The sequence below is a fragment of the Synechococcus sp. MIT S9503 genome (assembly GCF_047304175.1).
Lineage (GTDB): Bacteria > Cyanobacteriota > Cyanobacteriia > PCC-6307 > Cyanobiaceae > Synechococcus_C.
In genome coordinates, this window is the sequence record NZ_CP138955.1 from 1,565,379 (window position 1) to 1,583,122 (window position 17,744).

Consider the following 17,744-nt stretch of genomic DNA (forward strand, 5'->3'; position numbering starts at 1 on the left):
TGGTGATGGAGCGGATCGGTCTGGAGCGTTAGTTGGCTGCCACGGCATCGATGATCGTGTGATTCATCACCACACGGCCAACGGTGGTGAGGATGTAGCGGCTGATCAGAGCTCCTTCCTCATCGAAACGGTCGCGGCGGTAGGTCCACTGTTCGAGTCTTGTGCCGTCGGAGAGGGTTTCAGTTTTCAATGGCTCATCACGTTCGTCGTCGTCCTCGACCTCACCGTTGAAGCGAACCCAGACCCAGTCGTGAAGACCGAGGCGTTTGTCCTCGAAGGCATGGATCACATCCTCGAGGTCGGAGAACGTGCGGCTGCGATCCCCGAATTCGATCGGGGTCATCTGCGGCTGAAGGGCCGTGAGGTAGTAGGCACCGAGCACCATGTCCTGAGACGGGGTGATGATCGGTTCGCCGGTGGCTGGGGAGAGGATGTTGTTGCTGGCGAGCATCAGCATCCGTGCCTCTGTCTGAGCCTCGATTGCCAGTGGCACGTGCACAGCCATCTGGTCACCGTCGAAGTCAGCGTTGAACGCCGGGCAGACGAGGGGATGGAGCTGAATGGCACGACCATCCACAAGCTTGGGCTCAAAAGCCTGAATACCCAGTCGGTGCAGGGTCGGAGCACGGTTGAGCATGATCGGATGCCCTTCGATCACTTCCTGCAGAACCTGCATCACCTCATCGTCGGCACGCTGAATCAGCTTCTTGGCGGCCTTGATGTTGTTGACGATGTTCTGACGGATCAGGCGATGGATCACGAAGGGCTGGAACAGCTCGATCGCCATCTCCTTGGGCAGACCGCACTGGTGCATCTTCAGTTTCGGACCCACCACGATCACGGAACGACCTGAGTAGTCGACACGCTTGCCGAGCAGGTTCTGACGGAAACGGCCCTGTTTGCCCTCGATGATGTCGCTGAGTGACTTGAGAGGACGATTGTTGGCGCCGACCACAGTGCGTCCGCGGCGGCCGTTGTCGATCAGCGCATCGACGGCCTCCTGGAGCATCCGTTTTTCGTTACGGACGATGATCTCCGGGGCAAGAATCTCCTGCAGACGGGCAAGACGGTTGTTGCGGTTGATGACCCGGCGATAGAGGTCATTGAGGTCCGATGTGGCGAAACGACCACCATCCAGCTGCACCATCGGGCGCAGATCGGGCGGAATCACAGGGATCACATCGAGCACCATCCATTCGGGACGGGCATTGGTGGCGATGAAGTTGTCGATGACGCGCAGGCGCTTGATCAGCTTGGCGCGTTTCTGTCCTTTGCTGCTGGCGATTTCCTCACGCAGCTGTTCAGCCACCTCATTGAGGGTGAGATCCTCAAGCAGCTGCTTGAGGGCTTCCGCACCGATGCCGACCACCGGCTCATTTTCGATTTCGGAATCCTCGGCATAGATCTCATCCTCAATCTCCAGCCACTCATCTTCGGTGAGCAGCTGTTTGTACTTGAGATCCTTGTGGTCGCCGGGATCGAGCACCACATAGCAGTTGAAGTAGACGATCTGCTCGACATCGCGCAGTGGCATGTCCAGAAGAATCGCCACATAGCTGGGGATTCCCTTCAGGTACCAGACATGGGAAACAGGAGCAGCAAGCTTGATGAAGCCCATGCGATGCCTGCGCACCCGGCTCTCCGTGACCTCAACGCCGCAGCGCTCACAGACGATGCCGCGGTGACGAACCCGCTTGTACTTGCCGCAATGGCATTCCCAGTCTTTGGAGGGGCCGAAGATCTTTTCGCAGAACAGCCCGTCCATCTCGGGCTTGAGGGTGCGGTAGTTGATCGTTTCGGGCTTGGTGACCTCACCCACCACCTGGCCGTTGGGCAGGGTGCGCTGTCCCCACTCCATCACCCGGTCAGGAGAGGCGAGCGTGATCTTGACGTAGTCGAAGTGGTTCTCGGTCCGGAGGTTGCTGTTGGTCATTGACGGTTAAGGAAGAGGGAGCGGTTTGTCGGTTCGTTCGTTGATCCGTCAGTCCTCGTCGTAGTCAGCGACGCCCAGGGATTCGTAGGTGGGCCGGCTGGGAGTGCTGCGACGTGGGTTCACGTCCTGCATCAGATCCACTTCCTTGCCTTCGTCGGTGAACACGGCAATGTCCAGGCCCAACGACTGAAGCTCGCGCATCAGCACCTTGAACGACTCCGGCGTGCCCGGCCGCGGGATCGGCTTGCCCTTGACGATGGCGTTGAGAGCCTCGTTACGGCCCTGCATGTCGTCGGACTTGACAGTGAGCAGCTCCTGGAGGGTGTAAGCGGCGCCATAGGCCTCGAGTGCCCAGACCTCCATCTCTCCGAGCCGCTGGCCGCCCTGCTGGGCCTTGCCTCCGAGTGGCTGCTGCGTGACCAGGGAGTAGGGACCGGTCGAGCGGGCGTGGATCTTGTCATCCACCAGGTGCACCAGTTTGAGGAAGTGGGAATAGCCCACGGCCACTGGCTGGTCGAAGGGTTCGCCGGTGCGCCCGTCGATCAGCTGAAGCTTGCCGGGATCATCAGGGTTGTAGATCCACTCCTTGCCGGGCTGCTTGGCCGCAGTCTTGAGGAAGGTCTCCACTGTTTGCTGAGACTTCTCGGCGCCGTACATCTCATCGAAGGGCACAACCTTGACGCGGCAGTCCAGGTTGGAGGCGGCCCAGCCCATGAGCAACTCGAACACCTGTCCAACGTTCATGCGGCTGGGGACACCCAGAGGATTCAGGACGATGTCGACAGGGGTTCCATCGGGGAGATAGGGCATGTCCTCTCGGGGGAGGATGCGGCTGATGATTCCCTTGTTGCCGTGGCGGCCGGCCATCTTGTCGCCAACCTGGATCTTGCGCCGCTGGGCCACATAAACGCGAACGACCATGTTCGCGCCGGGCGGCAGCTCATCACCCTGCTCACGGGTGTAGATGCGCACATCGACCACACGGCCACGCTCCGTGCTGGGAACGCGAAGTGAGTTGTCGCGGACGTCGCGTGCTTTTTCACCGAAGATCGCGCGCAGCAGTTTCTCTTCTGGTGGTTGATCGGACTCGCCCTTCGGCGTCACTTTGCCAACAAGAATGTCACCGCTTTCAACGAAGGCACCGATTCGGATGATGCCCATCTCGTCGAGGTTGCCGAGGCTTTCCTCAGCGACATTGGGGATTTCCCTTGTGATCTCTTCCGGGCCAAGCTTGGTCTGACGGGCTTCGATCTCATACTTCTCGATGTGCACCGAGGTGTAGAGATCGTCGTTGACCAGACGCTCGCTGACAAGGATCGCATCCTCGTAGTTGTAGCCCTCCCAGGGCATGTAAGCGATCAGAACGTTCTGACCCAGGGCAATCTCACCGCCCTCACAGGCGGAGCCATCTGCCAGGACCTGACCCACGATCACGGGGTCGCCCTGGCGAACGATCGGGCGCTGATTCAGACAGGTGTCCTGGTTTGAACGTTGGTACTTCTGGAGGTAGTGAGTGTGTTCAAGTCCCTCCTCGTCCTGCACAACGATCGCCGTGGCGTCAACGAAGGTGACGGTTCCGTTCACCCTGGAGATCGGGACCATTCCCGAGTCGCGGGCCACCTGTGTTTCCAGGCCTGTTCCAACGAGCGGCCGCTCAGGACGCAGGAGGGGCACAGCCTGACGCTGCATGTTCGATCCCATCAGAGCGCGGTTGGCGTCGTCATGCTCCAGGAAAGGAATCAGAGACGTGGCGACGGAGATCACCTGCACGGGTGAGAGCTGCACGTAGTCCACCTGCTCGGGGGGGACCTTTTCAAAATCCTGCCTGTAGCGAACGGGGATCAGATCAGCGAGGATCGCACCATCACTGTCTGTGGCCACATCACCCGGCGCGACGCGGCATTCATCCTCGAGATCGGCTGACAGATAAATGGGATCACCGTGCTTGAGAACACGTCCGCCCTCGACCTTCCAGAAAGGGGTTTCAATGAAGCCGTATTCGTTCACCCGGGCATGGGTGGCGAGGGAATTGATCAGACCGGCGTTGGGGCCCTCCGGCGTCTCGATCGGGCAGAGACGGCCGTAGTGCGAGGGATGAATGTCACGAACAGCGAAGCCTGCACGCTCGCGGGTCAGACCCCCTGGTCCGAGAGCTGAGATGCGTCGCTTGTGCGTGAGTTCAGCCAGCGGATTCGTCTGATCCATGAACTGGCTCAGCTGACTGAAACCGAAGAACTCCTTGATGGCGGCGACAAGCGGCTTGGGATTGACCAGCTGGGCAGGTGTGAGCGAGTCCGTCTCACCGACTGTCATGCGCTCCTTGATGATCCGCTCAAGGCGGTTCAGACCCACCCGCACCTGGTTTTGAAGCAACTCACCCACGGAACGCACACGACGGTTGCCGAGGTGATCGATGTCATCGAGGCTGGCGCCTCCGACATCGAGCTCGAGGTTGATCAGATAGTCGAGCGTGGAGAGCACATCCTCATGGGTGAGGGTGCGCACCGAATCGGGAATGGTGAGGCGCAGCTTTTTGTTGATCTTGTAGCGACCGACCCGACCGAGGTCGTAGCGCTTCGGATCGAAGAAACGGGTCTGCAGAAGCTGCTGGCCCCCGCTGACGGAGGGGGGCTCACCCGGGCGCAGCTTCTTATACAGCTCGAGCAGGGCCTGATCCTCGGAGCTGATCCCCTCGTCATTGGCTGCTTCGATCGACTTCTTGTAGTACTCCGGATGGCGAAGCTTATCGATCACATCGTTGTCCGACAGACCCATCGCACGCATGAGCACGTGGGCGTTGATCTTGCGGGTCTTGTCGACCCGGACATGCAGAAGATCGTTCTTATCGGTTTCAAACTTCAGCCAGGCCCCGCGGTTGGGAATGACGCTGGCGTTGTAGGTGCGACGGCCATTCTTGTCCATTTCGTCCTTGAAATAGACACCTGGACTGCGCACGATCTGATTGACGATCACGCGCTCAGCACCGTTGATGATGAACGTTCCCCGCTCGGTCATCAACGGCAGTTCGCCGATGAACACCTCCTGTTCCTTGATCTCACCGGTCTCCTTGTTGACCAGCCTGCAGGTCACATACATCTGCGAGGCGAAGGTCGCATCGCGACGCTTGGCCTCCTCCACGTCGTGGCGCGGACGCTTCAGCCGGTATTCGCTGCCGACGAAATGGAGTTCAAGTTTTCCGGTGTAATCGGTAATCGGCGAGAAGCTCTCGAGCTCCTCGATCAGACCTCTCTCAAGAAACCACTTGAAACTGGCACGCTGAACCTCCACCAGATCGGGCAGATAGGTGGCGGTCTTGGCGACCTGAATCGCGCTGCTCATGCGGAGACCTGCAGATATCGGAGGGGACAGAGGGGCCTGAAAGAGACAGCCGGATCAGCCATGGAGGGGACTTTCAGCCAAAACAACGGAGGCCACCCCTCGGCAAGGGGCAACCTCCGCTGTCAATGGCTTCAGAAGACTCGGGTCAGAACAGCTGACGTCGTCAATGCACCGGACGGTAATGGACGCTTCGGGAGCCCAAGCACAGATAACCATGCTTGGCCAGGCCAATAAGTCATCTTACACATTCGTGCTTCCATGAACACTTTCGTCAGGGAAGCCGGAACAGACGCCTCGCATTCTCAGTGCTGTCCTGAGCCACCTGCTCCAGAGACTGCTGGCGCAGCTCGGCAACACGCATGGCCACCGATGCCACGAATGCAGGCTCATTGCGCTTGCCCCGTCGCGGGACCGGAGCCAGGAAAGGGCAGTCGGTCTCGACAAGAAATCGGTCCTGCGGAACCTCCCGCGCGCAGTCATGGGTCGGCACCGCCTTGGGGAAGGTCACGGTGCCGCTGAAGCTGATGTAGAGACCCAGCTCGAGAAACTGGTGCATCTCCTCGGGAGTTCCTCCCCAGCAGTGCATCACACCCGCGGGACAACGTCCTTCAGGGAATCGCGCACCCAGCTCGGCCAACATCGGTTCCGCCGCATCGCGGCAATGGATGATCACGGGCAGATCGAGTTCCACAGCCAGATCGAGCTGGGGACGCAGGATCGCGAGCTGTTCATCCAGATTTTTGTCACGGAACAGATCGAGACCAAGCTCGCCGATGGCCACCACCCGACTGTCCTCAAGGGCCGCCATCCTGAGCACCTCGGGAGTGTCGTGGCTCCAGTGCTTGGTATCCAGAGGATGAACACCCACGGAGTAGCGCATCTCCGGAAAGCGATCCGCGAGCGAGCGTATGGCTGGAATCTCACCGGGCTCAACGCAGGCATGCAGAAGCGATTTCACTCCGGCATCACGCCAGCGCTCGGCGACCGCCTCAAGATCATCCTCAAAGGTTCGGAAGACGATGTGACAGTGACTGTCGATCAAAGCCGGTGTGGCCATCGGATCCTGAAACGCGCCTTCAGGATCCATTCTGCAGGGATTGGGACCGTCGATCCGATCCCAGGATCAGCGGTTCAGCCCGCTGCGGGAGCGGGGTCGATCGCCTTCTTCACGGCAACGGTCAGGCGAGCTTTCTGATGAGCACCGGTGTTGCGGTGGAGCACACCACGCTTCACCGCTTTGTCGATCTTGCTGAATGCGGCGTTCATGCTCGACTGCACACCGGCTTTCGTTTCATCCCCAGGGGTTGCGGTGTAGGCATCACAGGCACTCAGGCAGCGCTTCATCAGAGTGCGCATGGCCGACTTGTAGGCCTTGTTCTGGAGGCGATTGCGCTCAGCGATCTCGACGCGCTTCTTTGAGGACTTGTTATTGGCCACAGAGCCGGATTTCTCATCGACAATCCACAACATTAACGCAGTGCCCCCTTCATTCCCATTGCGCTAGCGCAGGGGGGCCTAGCTTGAAAGGGCCCGATGACCGGTGTTGATGACCACCCTGAGCAAAGAGCCAGCGACGAGCGGTCTGCCCAGGTGCCTCGACAGCGCAGCCGGGGCTGAGCAGCAGCTCGATCGGATTTCAACCCGCACCACCGGTCAGACTCAGCGGGAGGCCACAGCAACGGTCGAGGCCATCATCGAGCGCGTGCGCACTGAAGGTGACAGCGCATTGCTGGCGCTCACCGAACAGTTCGACCGTTTTGTTCCTGACCCACTGCATGTTCCGGCTGCTGAGATGCAGCAAGCCTGGGAGAACAGCCCTGCGAATCTGCGCGACGCCCTCGAACTCGCCCACCGTCGGATCCAGGATTTTCACCAGCGCCAGAAACCCCAGGACCTCGATGTGCAGGGTGTGCACGGCGAACGGCTTGGGCGTCGATGGCGACCGGTTCAGGCGGCCGGCCTGTACGTTCCGGGTGGTCGGGCTTCATACCCGAGCACAGTGCTGATGAATGCCATTCCCGCCAGGGTCGCTGGTGTGGAGAGGCTGGTGATGGTCACCCCTGCAGGACCGAATGGGCAGGTGAACCAGACCGTGCTTGCAGCAGCACACCTGGCAGGCGTGCGGGAGGTCTATCGAATTGGAGGCGCCCAGGCGGTCGCCGCTCTCGCACTGGGCACAGAAACCGTTCCCCGTGTTGATGTGATCAGCGGCCCGGGCAATCTCTACGTGACTCTCGCCAAGAAGCTGGTTTACGGGCAGGTCGGCATCGATTCCCTGGCAGGCCCGAGCGAGGTGCTGGTGATTGCCGATGCCTCGGCTTCAGTTGCCCAGGTGGCCTCCGATCTTCTGGCTCAGGCGGAACACGATCCACTGGCCGCGGCCATCCTGCTCACCACGTCCCGGACTCTGGCTGAGGCCCTGCCCGCAGAATTGGAATTGCAGCTGAGCAAGCATCCTCGCGAAGCCATCTGCAGACAGTCCCTGGGGCAATGGGGGCTGGTTGTGGTGTGCGACAACCTCGAAACCTGCGCACGCCTTAGCGACCGTTTTGCACCGGAACACCTGGAGCTGCTTGTGGAGCGACCGCGGATGCTGGCGGACCGGATCCAGCAGGCAGGCGCAATCTTCATCGGCCCTTGGAGTCCCGAAGCAGTGGGTGATTACCTGGCAGGCCCCAACCACACCCTGCCCACATGTGGTTCCGCGCGTTACAGCGGTGCGCTGAGCGTGGAGACCTTCATGCGCCACACCTCAATGATCGAATTCAATAGGGAAGCATTGGAAGCCACCGGTGGTGCCGTGGTGGAACTGGCCTGCAGCGAAGGACTGCACAGCCATGCCAACTCGGTGAAGGTTCGGCTGAGCTGAGCTGAGATCAGCCGGCTTTGTCCAGACGACGAACGCTGGCCACGCCGTTGTTCACCTCACCCACCAGCACCTCATCGACAAGATTCACGAACAGACCGTTCTCGAGCACACCGGGGATGTTGTTCACGCTCCGCTCCAGGTCGGCAGGATCGGCAATCCCCCCTTCGAAGCGGACATCCAGAACCAGGTTGCCCTGGTCGGTCACGATCGGACCGGCCTTGCGATTCGCCATGCGCAACTCAGCTGTGCCTCCCATGGCCGACAGCTGCTGCTGAATCTGACGCCAGGCTCCTGGCAGAACCTCAACCGGCAGGAGGAAACCCAGATTCAGACGATCCACCAGTTTCGTGGAGTCCACAACAACGACAAAGCGTTCGGACCTGGCAGCGACGAGTTTCTCCTGAACGTGGCAAGCACCACCGCCCTTGATCAGCTGAAAGGCTGGATCCACCTCATCAGCACCATCGATGGCCAGGTCGATCCGGTCCACGGCGTTGAGGCTGCGCAGAGGGATCCCCAGCTCGGCAGCAAGCACCTCCCCCTGAAATGAAGTGGTGACTCCAACAATGTTCTTGAGCTGCCCGGATGCCAGGCGCTGGCCGAGACCCTTGATCATCAGAGCTGCTGTGGAACCCGATCCCAGCCCCACAACCATGCCGTCGCGGAACTGTTCAACCGCCGCCTCCGCGACGGCCTGTTTCATCTGGTTCTGAAGATCTGACATCGCTCGGAATTAAACCGGCGAGACCGTAGCAAGGGTTTCAACCGAAGCCCGGCAACGGTTCAGGTTTGACAGACAGCTGCAGGTCTTTCTCGCCTCGGATGATCTGCAGAGGCAGAGGCTGATAAATCTCAGCCTGATCAACCTGCTGAAGCAGTGTCTGTGGGTCATCAACGGAAACATCCCCGGCCTTGATCACCAGATCACCGCGTCGCAGGCCGGCGCGCTGGGCGGGACTGTCCGGCAGAACCGATTGGACGAGAGCCCCTGAGCGCTCGGGAAGCTCAACTAGAGCATTGGGATCCTTGTTGTGCTCGCGGGCGATTCTCGCGGTGAGCGGAATCAGCTGGAGTCCCAGATAGGGATGCACCACCTCTCCGGCCTGCTGCAGCTGCTCAGCCACACGGCTCGCCAGATTGATGGGAATGGCAAATCCCAGTCCTGCCCCGGGACCCGACCTGACCAATGTGTTGATACCGATCACGCGGCCGTCGGCGTTGACCAGCGGTCCGCCTGAGTTGCCGGGATTGATGGCTGCATCGGTCTGGATCAGATCAAGTCGCTTGTCGTTGAATCCAAGGCTGCTGATGTTGCGATGCAGACTGCTGACGATTCCGAGGGTGACCGTCCGCTCCAGGCCGTAGGGCGTGCCGAGGGCAATCGCCCAGTCTCCGACGTCCAGCGCGTCGGAATCCCCGAGCCTGGCAGGCTTCGGTGATGCACCCCCCTCAAGGCGAACCAGCGCCAGATCCGTGACAGGATCCCGACCGATGACCACGCCATCTCTCTGATCGCCGTCGGCGAGAGTGACATTGACATCCTCGACCTGCTCAACGACGTGAGCATTGGTCAGCACCAGACCATCCCGGTCGATCACAACGCCGGAACCCTGACCGCGCTGACGCTCAGGGCCATAGCCGGGCTCTCCGAGTAGATCTCTCAGCAGTGGGTCGATCAGGTTGGGGTCAAAAGGCTGTCGCTCCACCACCCGCTCCGTGTCGATTCGCACCACAGCCGGGGCAACGTTGCGCACAGCGTCAGCCACGAAGCTGTGAGTGCCGGGAAGACCACTTGACGCGGCCAGCGATCTGGCCGGCAGGATCAGGAATGACAGAACAAATACAAGGGTCCCCAGCCATCCGAGGACCCCTTGCTTGATTATCCGGCCGGGAACCACAGACGTGAGAGCCATAACTGCGCTCACGCTAAGGGGACCAACCGCAACATTCGGGTGAAATCGACAACAACAGGCAGAGCGTCATCACTGAAAGCGTGATCACGCACGGCGCTTTGGTCGGCTAAATGAAATCTCCCAGACCGAATTGACCGTCGCCACCGAGGATGAAATCGAACGGCTCACTGCGCGAGACAACCTGCTCGTAGGTGGCAGAACCCCTGATGAGTTCCGAAGCCGCCGAGATCAGGCTCTGATCGCCGCTGGCGTCGTTGGAAAGAGCCCAGAACATCATTCCTCCCAGACCCATGTCGTCAATGAAGGCCGTTTTGCCGGCAACCGTGGCGGGAGTTTCAATTGAACTCCAGATCCGAGAATCCTCGTCATACACAAAAGCTGCCTTGGAATTGTCGTCCCAGATCAGCGCAAAGGATCCATCAGACACACCAGTGATCAGGTCCTTGTGGTCGTAATTGCCCGCCTCGTAAGAACCAGGGGCCTGTGTTGCATCACCACTGTTTCCCAATCCAAACGCATCTCCTGAATCAACATTTCCCCAGGCTCGAGTGTATGTAGGAACTCCGAGAACCACTTTACTTAGGTCGACATCATTGATCTGAAATTGTTTGATTGCAGTGGCAATGTCATAGCCAGCAGGGTCATCAATCATGGCCGATTGATGACCAGTAAACGACTCCCAGCCCCCGTGAAAATCGTAGGTCATCACATTGTAAAAATCGACGAAGGGGTCAATTCCCGACAGGTTGAGATTGGCGAGCTTGTCATAACCTCCAGCCGTGGCAATTGAGACCTCATACTCTTCACCTGTAGCCTGCTCAAGCATGTCAAGCTTGTCCCTCAGAAGCTCGAGAGTCAGCGCAAAATTCAAGCCATCTTCCACATTTGTCGCGTTGCCTGGATCGCCTCCACCACCAGGATACTCCCAGTCAAAATCAACAGTATTGAAGAAATCATATTGCTTGAATAAATCAATAATGTTATCCGTGAATGCATCTCGATCAGCTTCAGAATCAACAGCCAGGCTGAATTCATCTGACAAGGTCCAGCCACCAAGAGCAAACCCCAGATTAATCTCAGGATGAAGCTGCTTGATGAGATCAAACTGTCGCAGATTTCCCACATAATCAGTAGGTGCATTCCAACCCATCGGAACACCCGCCACCGTCACCGATCCATCTGCATTGACACTGGCAGCGAAGTTGTCCCCACCTGTATATTCATCGCGCCGATCCTGATCCAGCCTGAGCCAATCAGCCTCCGCAAAGGTTCGACTGACCTGCTCAGCTGCAGTGAATCGTTTATCCGTGGCCGCCCATCGGTCGAACAGCTCAACTTCGCCATTGGCTTTGACATCGAAGAAGCTGTAGTTGATGTGAGTTAACTGTTCAACATTGATGTCGCTAGCCAGGAAATCACGTTCGTAAATGCCCCATTCCTCGAAGTAGGCAACCACCTTCTTACCGGAACTGCTGACGGTCGCACTGGAAGTACTTACGGTCTCCGGCGCGATCACCAGACTCTCCAATGCACGCAGGCCTTCAAGAGAACCTGCAGGCTGCTGGGATTGCGACGGTTCCGCAACCTCATCAGGTTCAGCGGGCACGCGCTCTGCATTCGCTGGCGACGAGGCAACTGCCTGGGGCACAGCTGAGGCTGATGCATCTGGCAAGCCTGCTGCTGCAACCCAGTCCGCAGCCACCTCCTGATCCATGACTGAGGACTCAGAACCACTCCCCTCTGAGAAAAACAAAGCGCTTGTGAGTTCGCCGCTGCTGGGCATCCCCTCACTGATGGCATTGAAACTCACATCAATGCTTTGCCCTGCAGCGATCATGCTGTTCCACGGCGCAGGAGTCAGTGTCACCTTGCTGCCGCCGCTTTGCGCCGGTTCAACGCGGGCAGCACCCGCCCAGCTCTGAAAGTCACTGTGAGGTGTTTCGAAGCTGACTGACCAGCCTTCAACAGCACGATCCGAGTTGTTGGTGATCGTGAGAATTCCACTCATGCCTCCCCAGTACAGACTTCCACTGACTTCGAGATTCAGTGGATTGGCACTGGTATCGGCGGATTTGAACTCTGCATCGCCGGCATCCTGTTCGGAGAACTGACTCAGGGACGGCACAGCTGGACTATCAGCCGCTACTGCATCTGCTGACGCCTGGGTCACAGCTGACTCCCCGGAACCATCGGACGACGTGAATGCCGGCTCCACAGGAGCGACGGCTCCACTGAAAAAGTCCTCGTTGGTCAGCGCGCCGCTGTCAGCCAGCCCCTGACCCTGGGCGTTGAAACTGATCGATAGCTCTCCATTCGCGGGAATGATTCGGTTCCAGGCGGCAGGGGCGAATGTGACCCTGTTTAGACCTTTTCCTGCATCTGAAACCTGGACCTCACCAGACCAGCTTTCAAAGCCGCTGTGCGGCGTCAGAAAAGAAACTTCCCAATCCTCAATAGCTGTTCCCATCGGATTACGAACAATCAGATTGCCGCTGATCCCGCCACCCCACCAAAGGGATCCATCCACCTTCAGCAAAAGACAGCTGTTGTGCGGATTGGAACCGCCCTGCAGGCTCATCACCACATCGGAAAGATCCGGAGACGGCATCTCCATCGGCATCTCATTCACAACTGCTGAAGACGGCTCAGACCCAGCCCCCATTGGCGCCGCCTTCAGGGACTCAGCCTGATCAGCTCGGTTCTGAATCAGGCGGGTGCTTTCATCCAGCGATGTCGGCTGACCGGGGGCTTTCCCAGAAGCTGTGACGAATTCCCCGGGTCGGGTTTGCGAACCGTCGGTGAAACCACCATCAGGAGTGAACAGACTTGTTCGATCAACCAAAGCGAGCTGCTCAGGGCTGAAACCAAAAGCTCGGTCAAGAAGATCCTCTTCAATCTGGTCAAAATGAAACTCCAGATTGGCCCCGATCAGGTCTTCCTTCTGGACTCCAGTGAAAACAAACTTCTGACCAATCGGCTCTGAACTAATAATCAGATCTGAACCAAAATTTTCAACTTCCAGGCGTTCTCGAGTACCGAAATACAGAAAATTAATCTTGTCTTTCAATGGATCGAAATTCTCAATCCTGGTGATACTGTCTTTCTCATGTGAACGTATATAAACAGTGACCTGGGCGCCTGCCTGACTTTCATCAAAGGCCGGGCCAATCTGATTCTCCCAGGACATCACTGCACCGATATCCTGTCGCAGATGCTCATTAGCCACTGGCGCAAAATTACTTGCACTTAGATCACTCCAGCGGACTCCCTGGCCATCGGCACCGAGAATCCGCTGGAACTGATCAGACTGCCAGGGGAACACAATCGTGGCAAAACCATCCTCGTCCTGACCGACAATCAGGCTGTGAACGGAAACACCGCCGAAGTCAAGCTTGTCAGTGGCGGGATCAAACCCGAGAATGTCCTGACCGAAATCACCAACAGCAAATGTTGTCATGGGTGAAGATTGCACGAAGTAGTCGAATCATTGCCGCGCAAGACGAAATGCAAAACCCTTCATTTTCAGGGTTTTCAGTTAAATTCAGACATAGATTCCAACAACAAATTCACTAATGATTCACAGCTCATGAATCATTCAGTCACACCTGTTGTCAATCCGCTGATATCCAGCAAAACAGCTATATCCAAACTTTTTTGGCCGACAAGCGAGCCATCAGGACACCCAGCTCATCGCAGAGCTCATTTCAGTCGACCCAGTGACGCCTGATGCCTTCAACAGCTGCCGCCGTGCGGTCCTTCACATTCAGCTTGCGCATGATCGACTGCACATGACCACGTGCCGTGGTTTCAGCGATGCAAAGCCCCTCCGCGATCTTTTTATTGGTCATGCCATCGCAGAGCAAAGTCAACACCATGCGCTCACGTTCCGACAGAGCATGAGCATCACGGGGATCTCTGTGGCAAAGGGCATAGGGGATGAACGGATCCACAAATCGCTCACCAACCTGGATCGCCTGCATGGCATTGGCGATCGACATCAGATCCAGGCTGCGTTGCGTGAGAACCACATCCGCAGAACTGGAAAGGGCCTCCCGCATCAGAGTCGGATCAGCCCCTTTGAGGGTGAACACCGTGGCGATTGGAGACTCCGGAACGGTACGCCGCTTGAGGTCTTCAACCAGATCCAGCCCCCGGCATTCCTCCAGCTGCTCACTGACGAAGGCCAGCACCGGTTCGCTGATGCCATCCAGGCAGGCCAGGGCTTCCTCGCGCGTTGAGGCGATCCCGATCAGAGGGCACGTTTGTTCAGTGGTTTGCAGAGCGAAGAAACTGGCCAGCGCAAGGGCATAGGGACGGTTGGCCGTCGCGACGAGTAGGCGATGGCTGCTCGAGAGGTCGCGCAGATGCTGGCTCAGATGGCGGAAGGACTCATCGATGGTGATCAGCACCTGGCAGCTCCATGGCGATCGCTCTCCCAGGATGGGGCGTGATCTGGCGGTTGGGACTGACCCAGCGGATGCAGGCGTCTTACGCAAGCATGCCCATCAGGTCTATCAGGCTGATCCTGATCGGGCAGTTTTCCAGGAGTCTGAACTGGCCGGTTCTGAACGCTGTGTCTAGTGGTGTGAACAAACCGATCCGACGGTGTCATCCCTATGCGCCTGATCAAGAGGGCCGCTACCGGCCTGCTCGCTCTTTCCTCGATCGCCCTCGTGGCCTGTCAGAACGAGACAACGGGGGCCAGTGACTCATCCCAGAGTTCGGCAGCGAAGAGTGTCTACGACACCGGCAAGCTGAGAGCCGTTGTCCTTGGCGATTCCCTGCCGATGGTCAAAAAGGATGGCGACGACTACGACGGACTGTCATTCGTTGTTCTTGAGGCGATTCGCGATCAGATCAATGTGTCCCCCAAGAAGGAGGACAAGGAGGTCAGCATCGAACCTGTTGCTGCCAGCTCCGCCCGCGACGGTCTGGACATGATCCGATCAGGAGCCGCTGACATCGCCTGCGGTGTTGCCTTCACCTGGCAGCGACAGCGCACACTCACCTACACACTGCCTTTCTCGGTGGGCGGCGTGCGGCTACTCGCTCCGGACGGCGTCGATGGCACACCCGACAGCCTCAACGGCAAAACGATCGGGGTTGTGAAAGACAGCATGGCCGCCGGCGTGCTGGCTGAATCAGTGGATGACGCCAAGTTCCAGTTCTTCGACACCCCTGATCAGGCCCTTGCTGCGGTCAAGGATGGCAGCGTTGAGATCCTCGGCGGCGACAGCCTCTGGCTGCGGGCCAACAAGGCCGCGACGGCGCCAGCATCCTCGCTTGTTCCCGACAGGCCCTACGCCCGCTCCGGGGTGGGATGCGTGGTAGCAGACACCACCCCACAGCTTCTCAACATCAGCAATCTGGGCATCGGTCGTCTGCTCGCGGGATACGTCAACGATGACGACGGAGTCCGCTCGGCAATCAACAACTGGATCGGCACCGACAGCAGCGTGGGGCTGAAGGATGACCAGATCAGCGCGTTCTTCACGATCGTTCTCTCCACTACCGCTCAGTTCAGTCCGCAGTCCTGAACTCGATTCCGAATTGATCTATCGCTTTTTCAGCCATGAACAAGACAAGCCTTCTCACCTTCGCTGCCGTTCTGGCAACGAGTGCCGTTCTCTGCGAATCGTCCCGAGCCGCGGTTCACAACGAACCTGATCTGGGCAACGCACTCGAACAGCGGATTGAGCGCATGAGCCCCGAAGCCTGGGCGGTGATGCAACGCAACGGCCTTCTCAGGGACGAGGAGATCGCCCGCGCCTGGGGCAATGGTGGTGGCCGGGCCTGGGGTAACGGCGGAGGTCGCCGCCGGGCCTGGGGCAATGGTGGTGGAGGCTTCGCCAATGGCTACCGCGGTGGCTTCGCCAACTGGTGAACCATTCCGCATACGGCCCAATCGGTTTGCTGGTGATTCAGTCGACCTCGCTCTGCAACCTCGACTGCAGTTACTGCTACCTGCCTGATCGCCAGCGGCGCAATGTGTTCAACCTCCAGCAGCAGCTTCCCCTGCTGCTGGAGAGGATTTATGAAAGTCCGTTCTGGGGTCCCCATCTCTCGATCCTGTGGCACGCCGGCGAACCGCTGACCCTTCCCACCGGCTTCTACGACCAGGCCAGCGCGATCATTCAGCGTCAGACCGCAGGACTGCAGGAACAGGGAGTGGTGATTGAACAACATGTGCAGACCAACGCGACATTGATCAATCACGACTGGTGTGACTGCTTCCAGCGCAATCGAATTGTTGTCGGCGTGAGTGTCGATGGGCCTGAGGAGATTCACGACAGCCACAGGCGCTTCAGAAACGGCAGGGGCTCCTATGCCCAGACCATGCGCGGTATCCGCACCCTGCGTGAGCGAGACATCGACTTCCATGCCATCGCCGTGCTCACGGCGGATGCTCTGGAACAACCGGAGCGGATGTACACCTTTTTCCGTGATGAGGGCATTCACCAGCTCGGTTTCAACGTGGAGGAACAGGAAGGCGTGCACACCAGCTCCTCCATGCAGGGTCTGTTGAAGGAGAAGCTCTACAGGGAGTTCCTCTCACGTTTCTGGGCCTGCAATGAAAAGGATGGTTTCCCTATCCAAGTGCGCGAGTTCGACCAGGTCATGGGAATGATCGCCGGGGGGCAGCGCCTGCTTCAGAACGAGATGAACCGTCCCTACGCAATTCTGAGCGTCGACGCGAAAGGCAACTTCTCGACTTTCGATCCCGAGCTGCTGTCGGTCGAGACCGAACGGTATGGCCTGTTCAATCTGGGCAACATCCGTGACGTGTCGCTGATGGAAGCCACCCAAACCGAAGCGTTTCAGCGCCTGCTGCACGACATGTCATCGGGCATGAAGCGATGCCAGCAGGAATGTGAGTACTACGGGTTCTGCGGCGGCGGAACCGGCAGCAACAAGTACTGGGAGCACGGCAGCTTGGATGCCACCGAAACCTGTGCCTGTCGTTTCTCCAGCCAGATCCCAGTGGATGTTCTTCTGGAGAAGCTGGAAACCGCGGCCGCTCCTTGAAAAACCATTGCATCAGCCCACCGCCCGTTTTCGTCTGGTGAGGCGGGGGGTTGGCAATCCTCTAAAATCAAACAACGGCCCGGTGAGATGCTCTCCCCGGGAGGGTGATTCATGCATCCACCATCGGGCCAGAGCCCGAGACCACCCTTGCCGCACCCTTGCCCCATCCACTCCTGCCGGATCTCACCTCTCTGGCCACGGCCACAGCCGAAAGCCACGGATTTGAGCTCGTCAGCGTACAGATGCTGGCGCATCTGAAACCGATGACCCTGCAAGTCCAGATCCGTCGCAGCAACGGTGATGACGTCTCCCTGGATGACTGCGCAGGATTCACTGCACCGATGGGGGAAGCCATCGAGGAGGCTGAACTGCTCTCAGAGGCCTATGTTCTGGAGATCAGCAGCCCCGGGATCGGGGACTGGCTCCAGTCGGACAGAGACTTTCAGACCTTCCGGAGCTTCCCCGTTGATGTCGTCCACAAGGATGACGAGGGCCGGGAGCAGCGTCTGTCGGGAACCCTGCTGGAACGCACCGAAGACCACGTCCAGATCAACATTCGCGGCAGGGTCAAACGAATTCCGAGGGAATCCGTGATCAGCGTTGAGCTCACAAGCCCCACCGGCTGAAAAGATCGCATCCGCCGCCGATTTCTCTCCATCAACTT

Annotated in this window: 14 protein-coding genes; 6 read left to right on the plus strand and 8 right to left on the minus strand. The window is 58.6% G+C overall.

All coding sequences use genetic code 11. The annotated features are described in order from the left end of the window. Positions 1 to 28: 28 nt before the first annotated feature. The 4 genes from SIB56_RS08985 to rpsT form a co-directional block, all read right to left on the minus strand. Positions 29 to 1,933 (minus strand): DNA-directed RNA polymerase subunit gamma, encoded by a 1,905-nt coding sequence (locus tag SIB56_RS08985; RefSeq protein WP_413323623.1) that lies wholly within the window; start codon positions 1,931 to 1,933, stop codon positions 29 to 31. A 48-nt stretch (positions 1,934 to 1,981) separates the two neighbouring features. Next, positions 1,982 to 5,272 (minus strand): DNA-directed RNA polymerase subunit beta, encoded by a 3,291-nt coding sequence (rpoB, locus tag SIB56_RS08990; protein WP_413323624.1) that lies wholly within the window; start codon positions 5,270 to 5,272, stop codon positions 1,982 to 1,984. Positions 5,273 to 5,543: 271 nt separating this feature from the next. Further along, positions 5,544 to 6,329 (minus strand): TatD family hydrolase, encoded by a 786-nt coding sequence (locus SIB56_RS08995; RefSeq protein WP_413327258.1) that lies wholly within the window; start codon positions 6,327 to 6,329, stop codon positions 5,544 to 5,546. Between the two features lie 74 nt (positions 6,330 to 6,403). After that, positions 6,404 to 6,709, minus strand: a complete 306-nt coding sequence (gene rpsT, locus SIB56_RS09000) for a 30S ribosomal protein S20 (protein ID WP_413323625.1) — start codon at positions 6,707 to 6,709, stop codon at positions 6,404 to 6,406. A 109-nt stretch (positions 6,710 to 6,818) separates the two neighbouring features. Here rpsT and hisD point away from each other — a divergent pair, with 109 nt between their 5' ends. Further along, a complete protein-coding gene (gene hisD, locus SIB56_RS09005; RefSeq protein WP_413323626.1) occupies positions 6,819 to 8,141 on the plus strand; it encodes a histidinol dehydrogenase in 1,323 nt (440 codons plus the stop codon). 7 nt (positions 8,142 to 8,148) lie between these two features. Here the strand turns inward: hisD and rpiA are convergent, their stop codons facing one another. The 4 genes from rpiA to SIB56_RS09025 form a co-directional block, all read right to left on the minus strand. After that, positions 8,149 to 8,865, minus strand: a complete 717-nt coding sequence (rpiA, locus tag SIB56_RS09010) for a ribose-5-phosphate isomerase RpiA (RefSeq protein ID WP_413323627.1) — start codon at positions 8,863 to 8,865, stop codon at positions 8,149 to 8,151. Between the two features lie 37 nt (positions 8,866 to 8,902). After that, the gene (locus tag SIB56_RS09015; protein ID WP_413323628.1) at positions 8,903 to 10,054 is read right to left on the minus strand and encodes a trypsin-like peptidase domain-containing protein; all 1,152 of its coding nucleotides are present in this window, start codon (positions 10,052 to 10,054) and stop codon (positions 8,903 to 8,905) included. Positions 10,055 to 10,160: 106 nt separating this feature from the next. Further along, positions 10,161 to 13,511, minus strand: a complete 3,351-nt coding sequence (locus tag SIB56_RS09020) for a glycosyl hydrolase family 18 protein (RefSeq protein ID WP_413323629.1) — start codon at positions 13,509 to 13,511, stop codon at positions 10,161 to 10,163. 247 nt (positions 13,512 to 13,758) lie between these two features. After that, positions 13,759 to 14,463, minus strand: a complete 705-nt coding sequence (locus SIB56_RS09025) for a helix-turn-helix domain-containing protein (RefSeq protein WP_413323630.1) — start codon at positions 14,461 to 14,463, stop codon at positions 13,759 to 13,761. On the opposite strand from SIB56_RS09025, the gene SIB56_RS09030 reads away from it, so the two are divergent. The 5 genes from SIB56_RS09030 to rimP all read left to right on the plus strand — a co-directional run bounded on the left by SIB56_RS09030 (position 14,450) and on the right by rimP (position 17,706). Continuing rightward, a complete protein-coding gene (locus SIB56_RS09030; protein WP_413323631.1) occupies positions 14,450 to 14,635 on the plus strand; it encodes a hypothetical protein in 186 nt (61 codons plus the stop codon). The genes SIB56_RS09025 and SIB56_RS09030 overlap by 14 nt on opposite strands. Before the next feature lie 35 nt (positions 14,636 to 14,670). Next, a complete protein-coding gene (gene grrP, locus SIB56_RS09035) occupies positions 14,671 to 15,591 on the plus strand; it encodes an extracellular substrate binding-like orphan protein GrrP (RefSeq protein WP_413323632.1) in 921 nt (306 codons plus the stop codon). 35 nt (positions 15,592 to 15,626) lie between these two features. Next, on the plus strand, positions 15,627 to 15,938 hold the full coding sequence (gene grrA, locus SIB56_RS09040) for a GrrA/OscA1 family cyclophane-containing rSAM-modified RiPP (protein WP_413323633.1): 312 nt from the start codon (positions 15,627 to 15,629) through the stop codon (positions 15,936 to 15,938). Beyond that, the gene (gene grrM / locus SIB56_RS09045; RefSeq protein WP_413323634.1) at positions 15,935 to 17,080 is read left to right on the plus strand and encodes a cyclophane-forming radical SAM/SPASM peptide maturase GrrM/OscB; all 1,146 of its coding nucleotides are present in this window, start codon (positions 15,935 to 15,937) and stop codon (positions 17,078 to 17,080) included. Before grrA ends, grrM begins: the two co-directional genes overlap by 4 nt. Before the next feature lie 158 nt (positions 17,081 to 17,238). Then, on the plus strand, positions 17,239 to 17,706 hold the full coding sequence (gene rimP / locus SIB56_RS09050) for a ribosome maturation factor RimP (protein ID WP_413327260.1): 468 nt from the start codon (positions 17,239 to 17,241) through the stop codon (positions 17,704 to 17,706). Positions 17,707 to 17,744 lie beyond the last annotated feature (38 nt).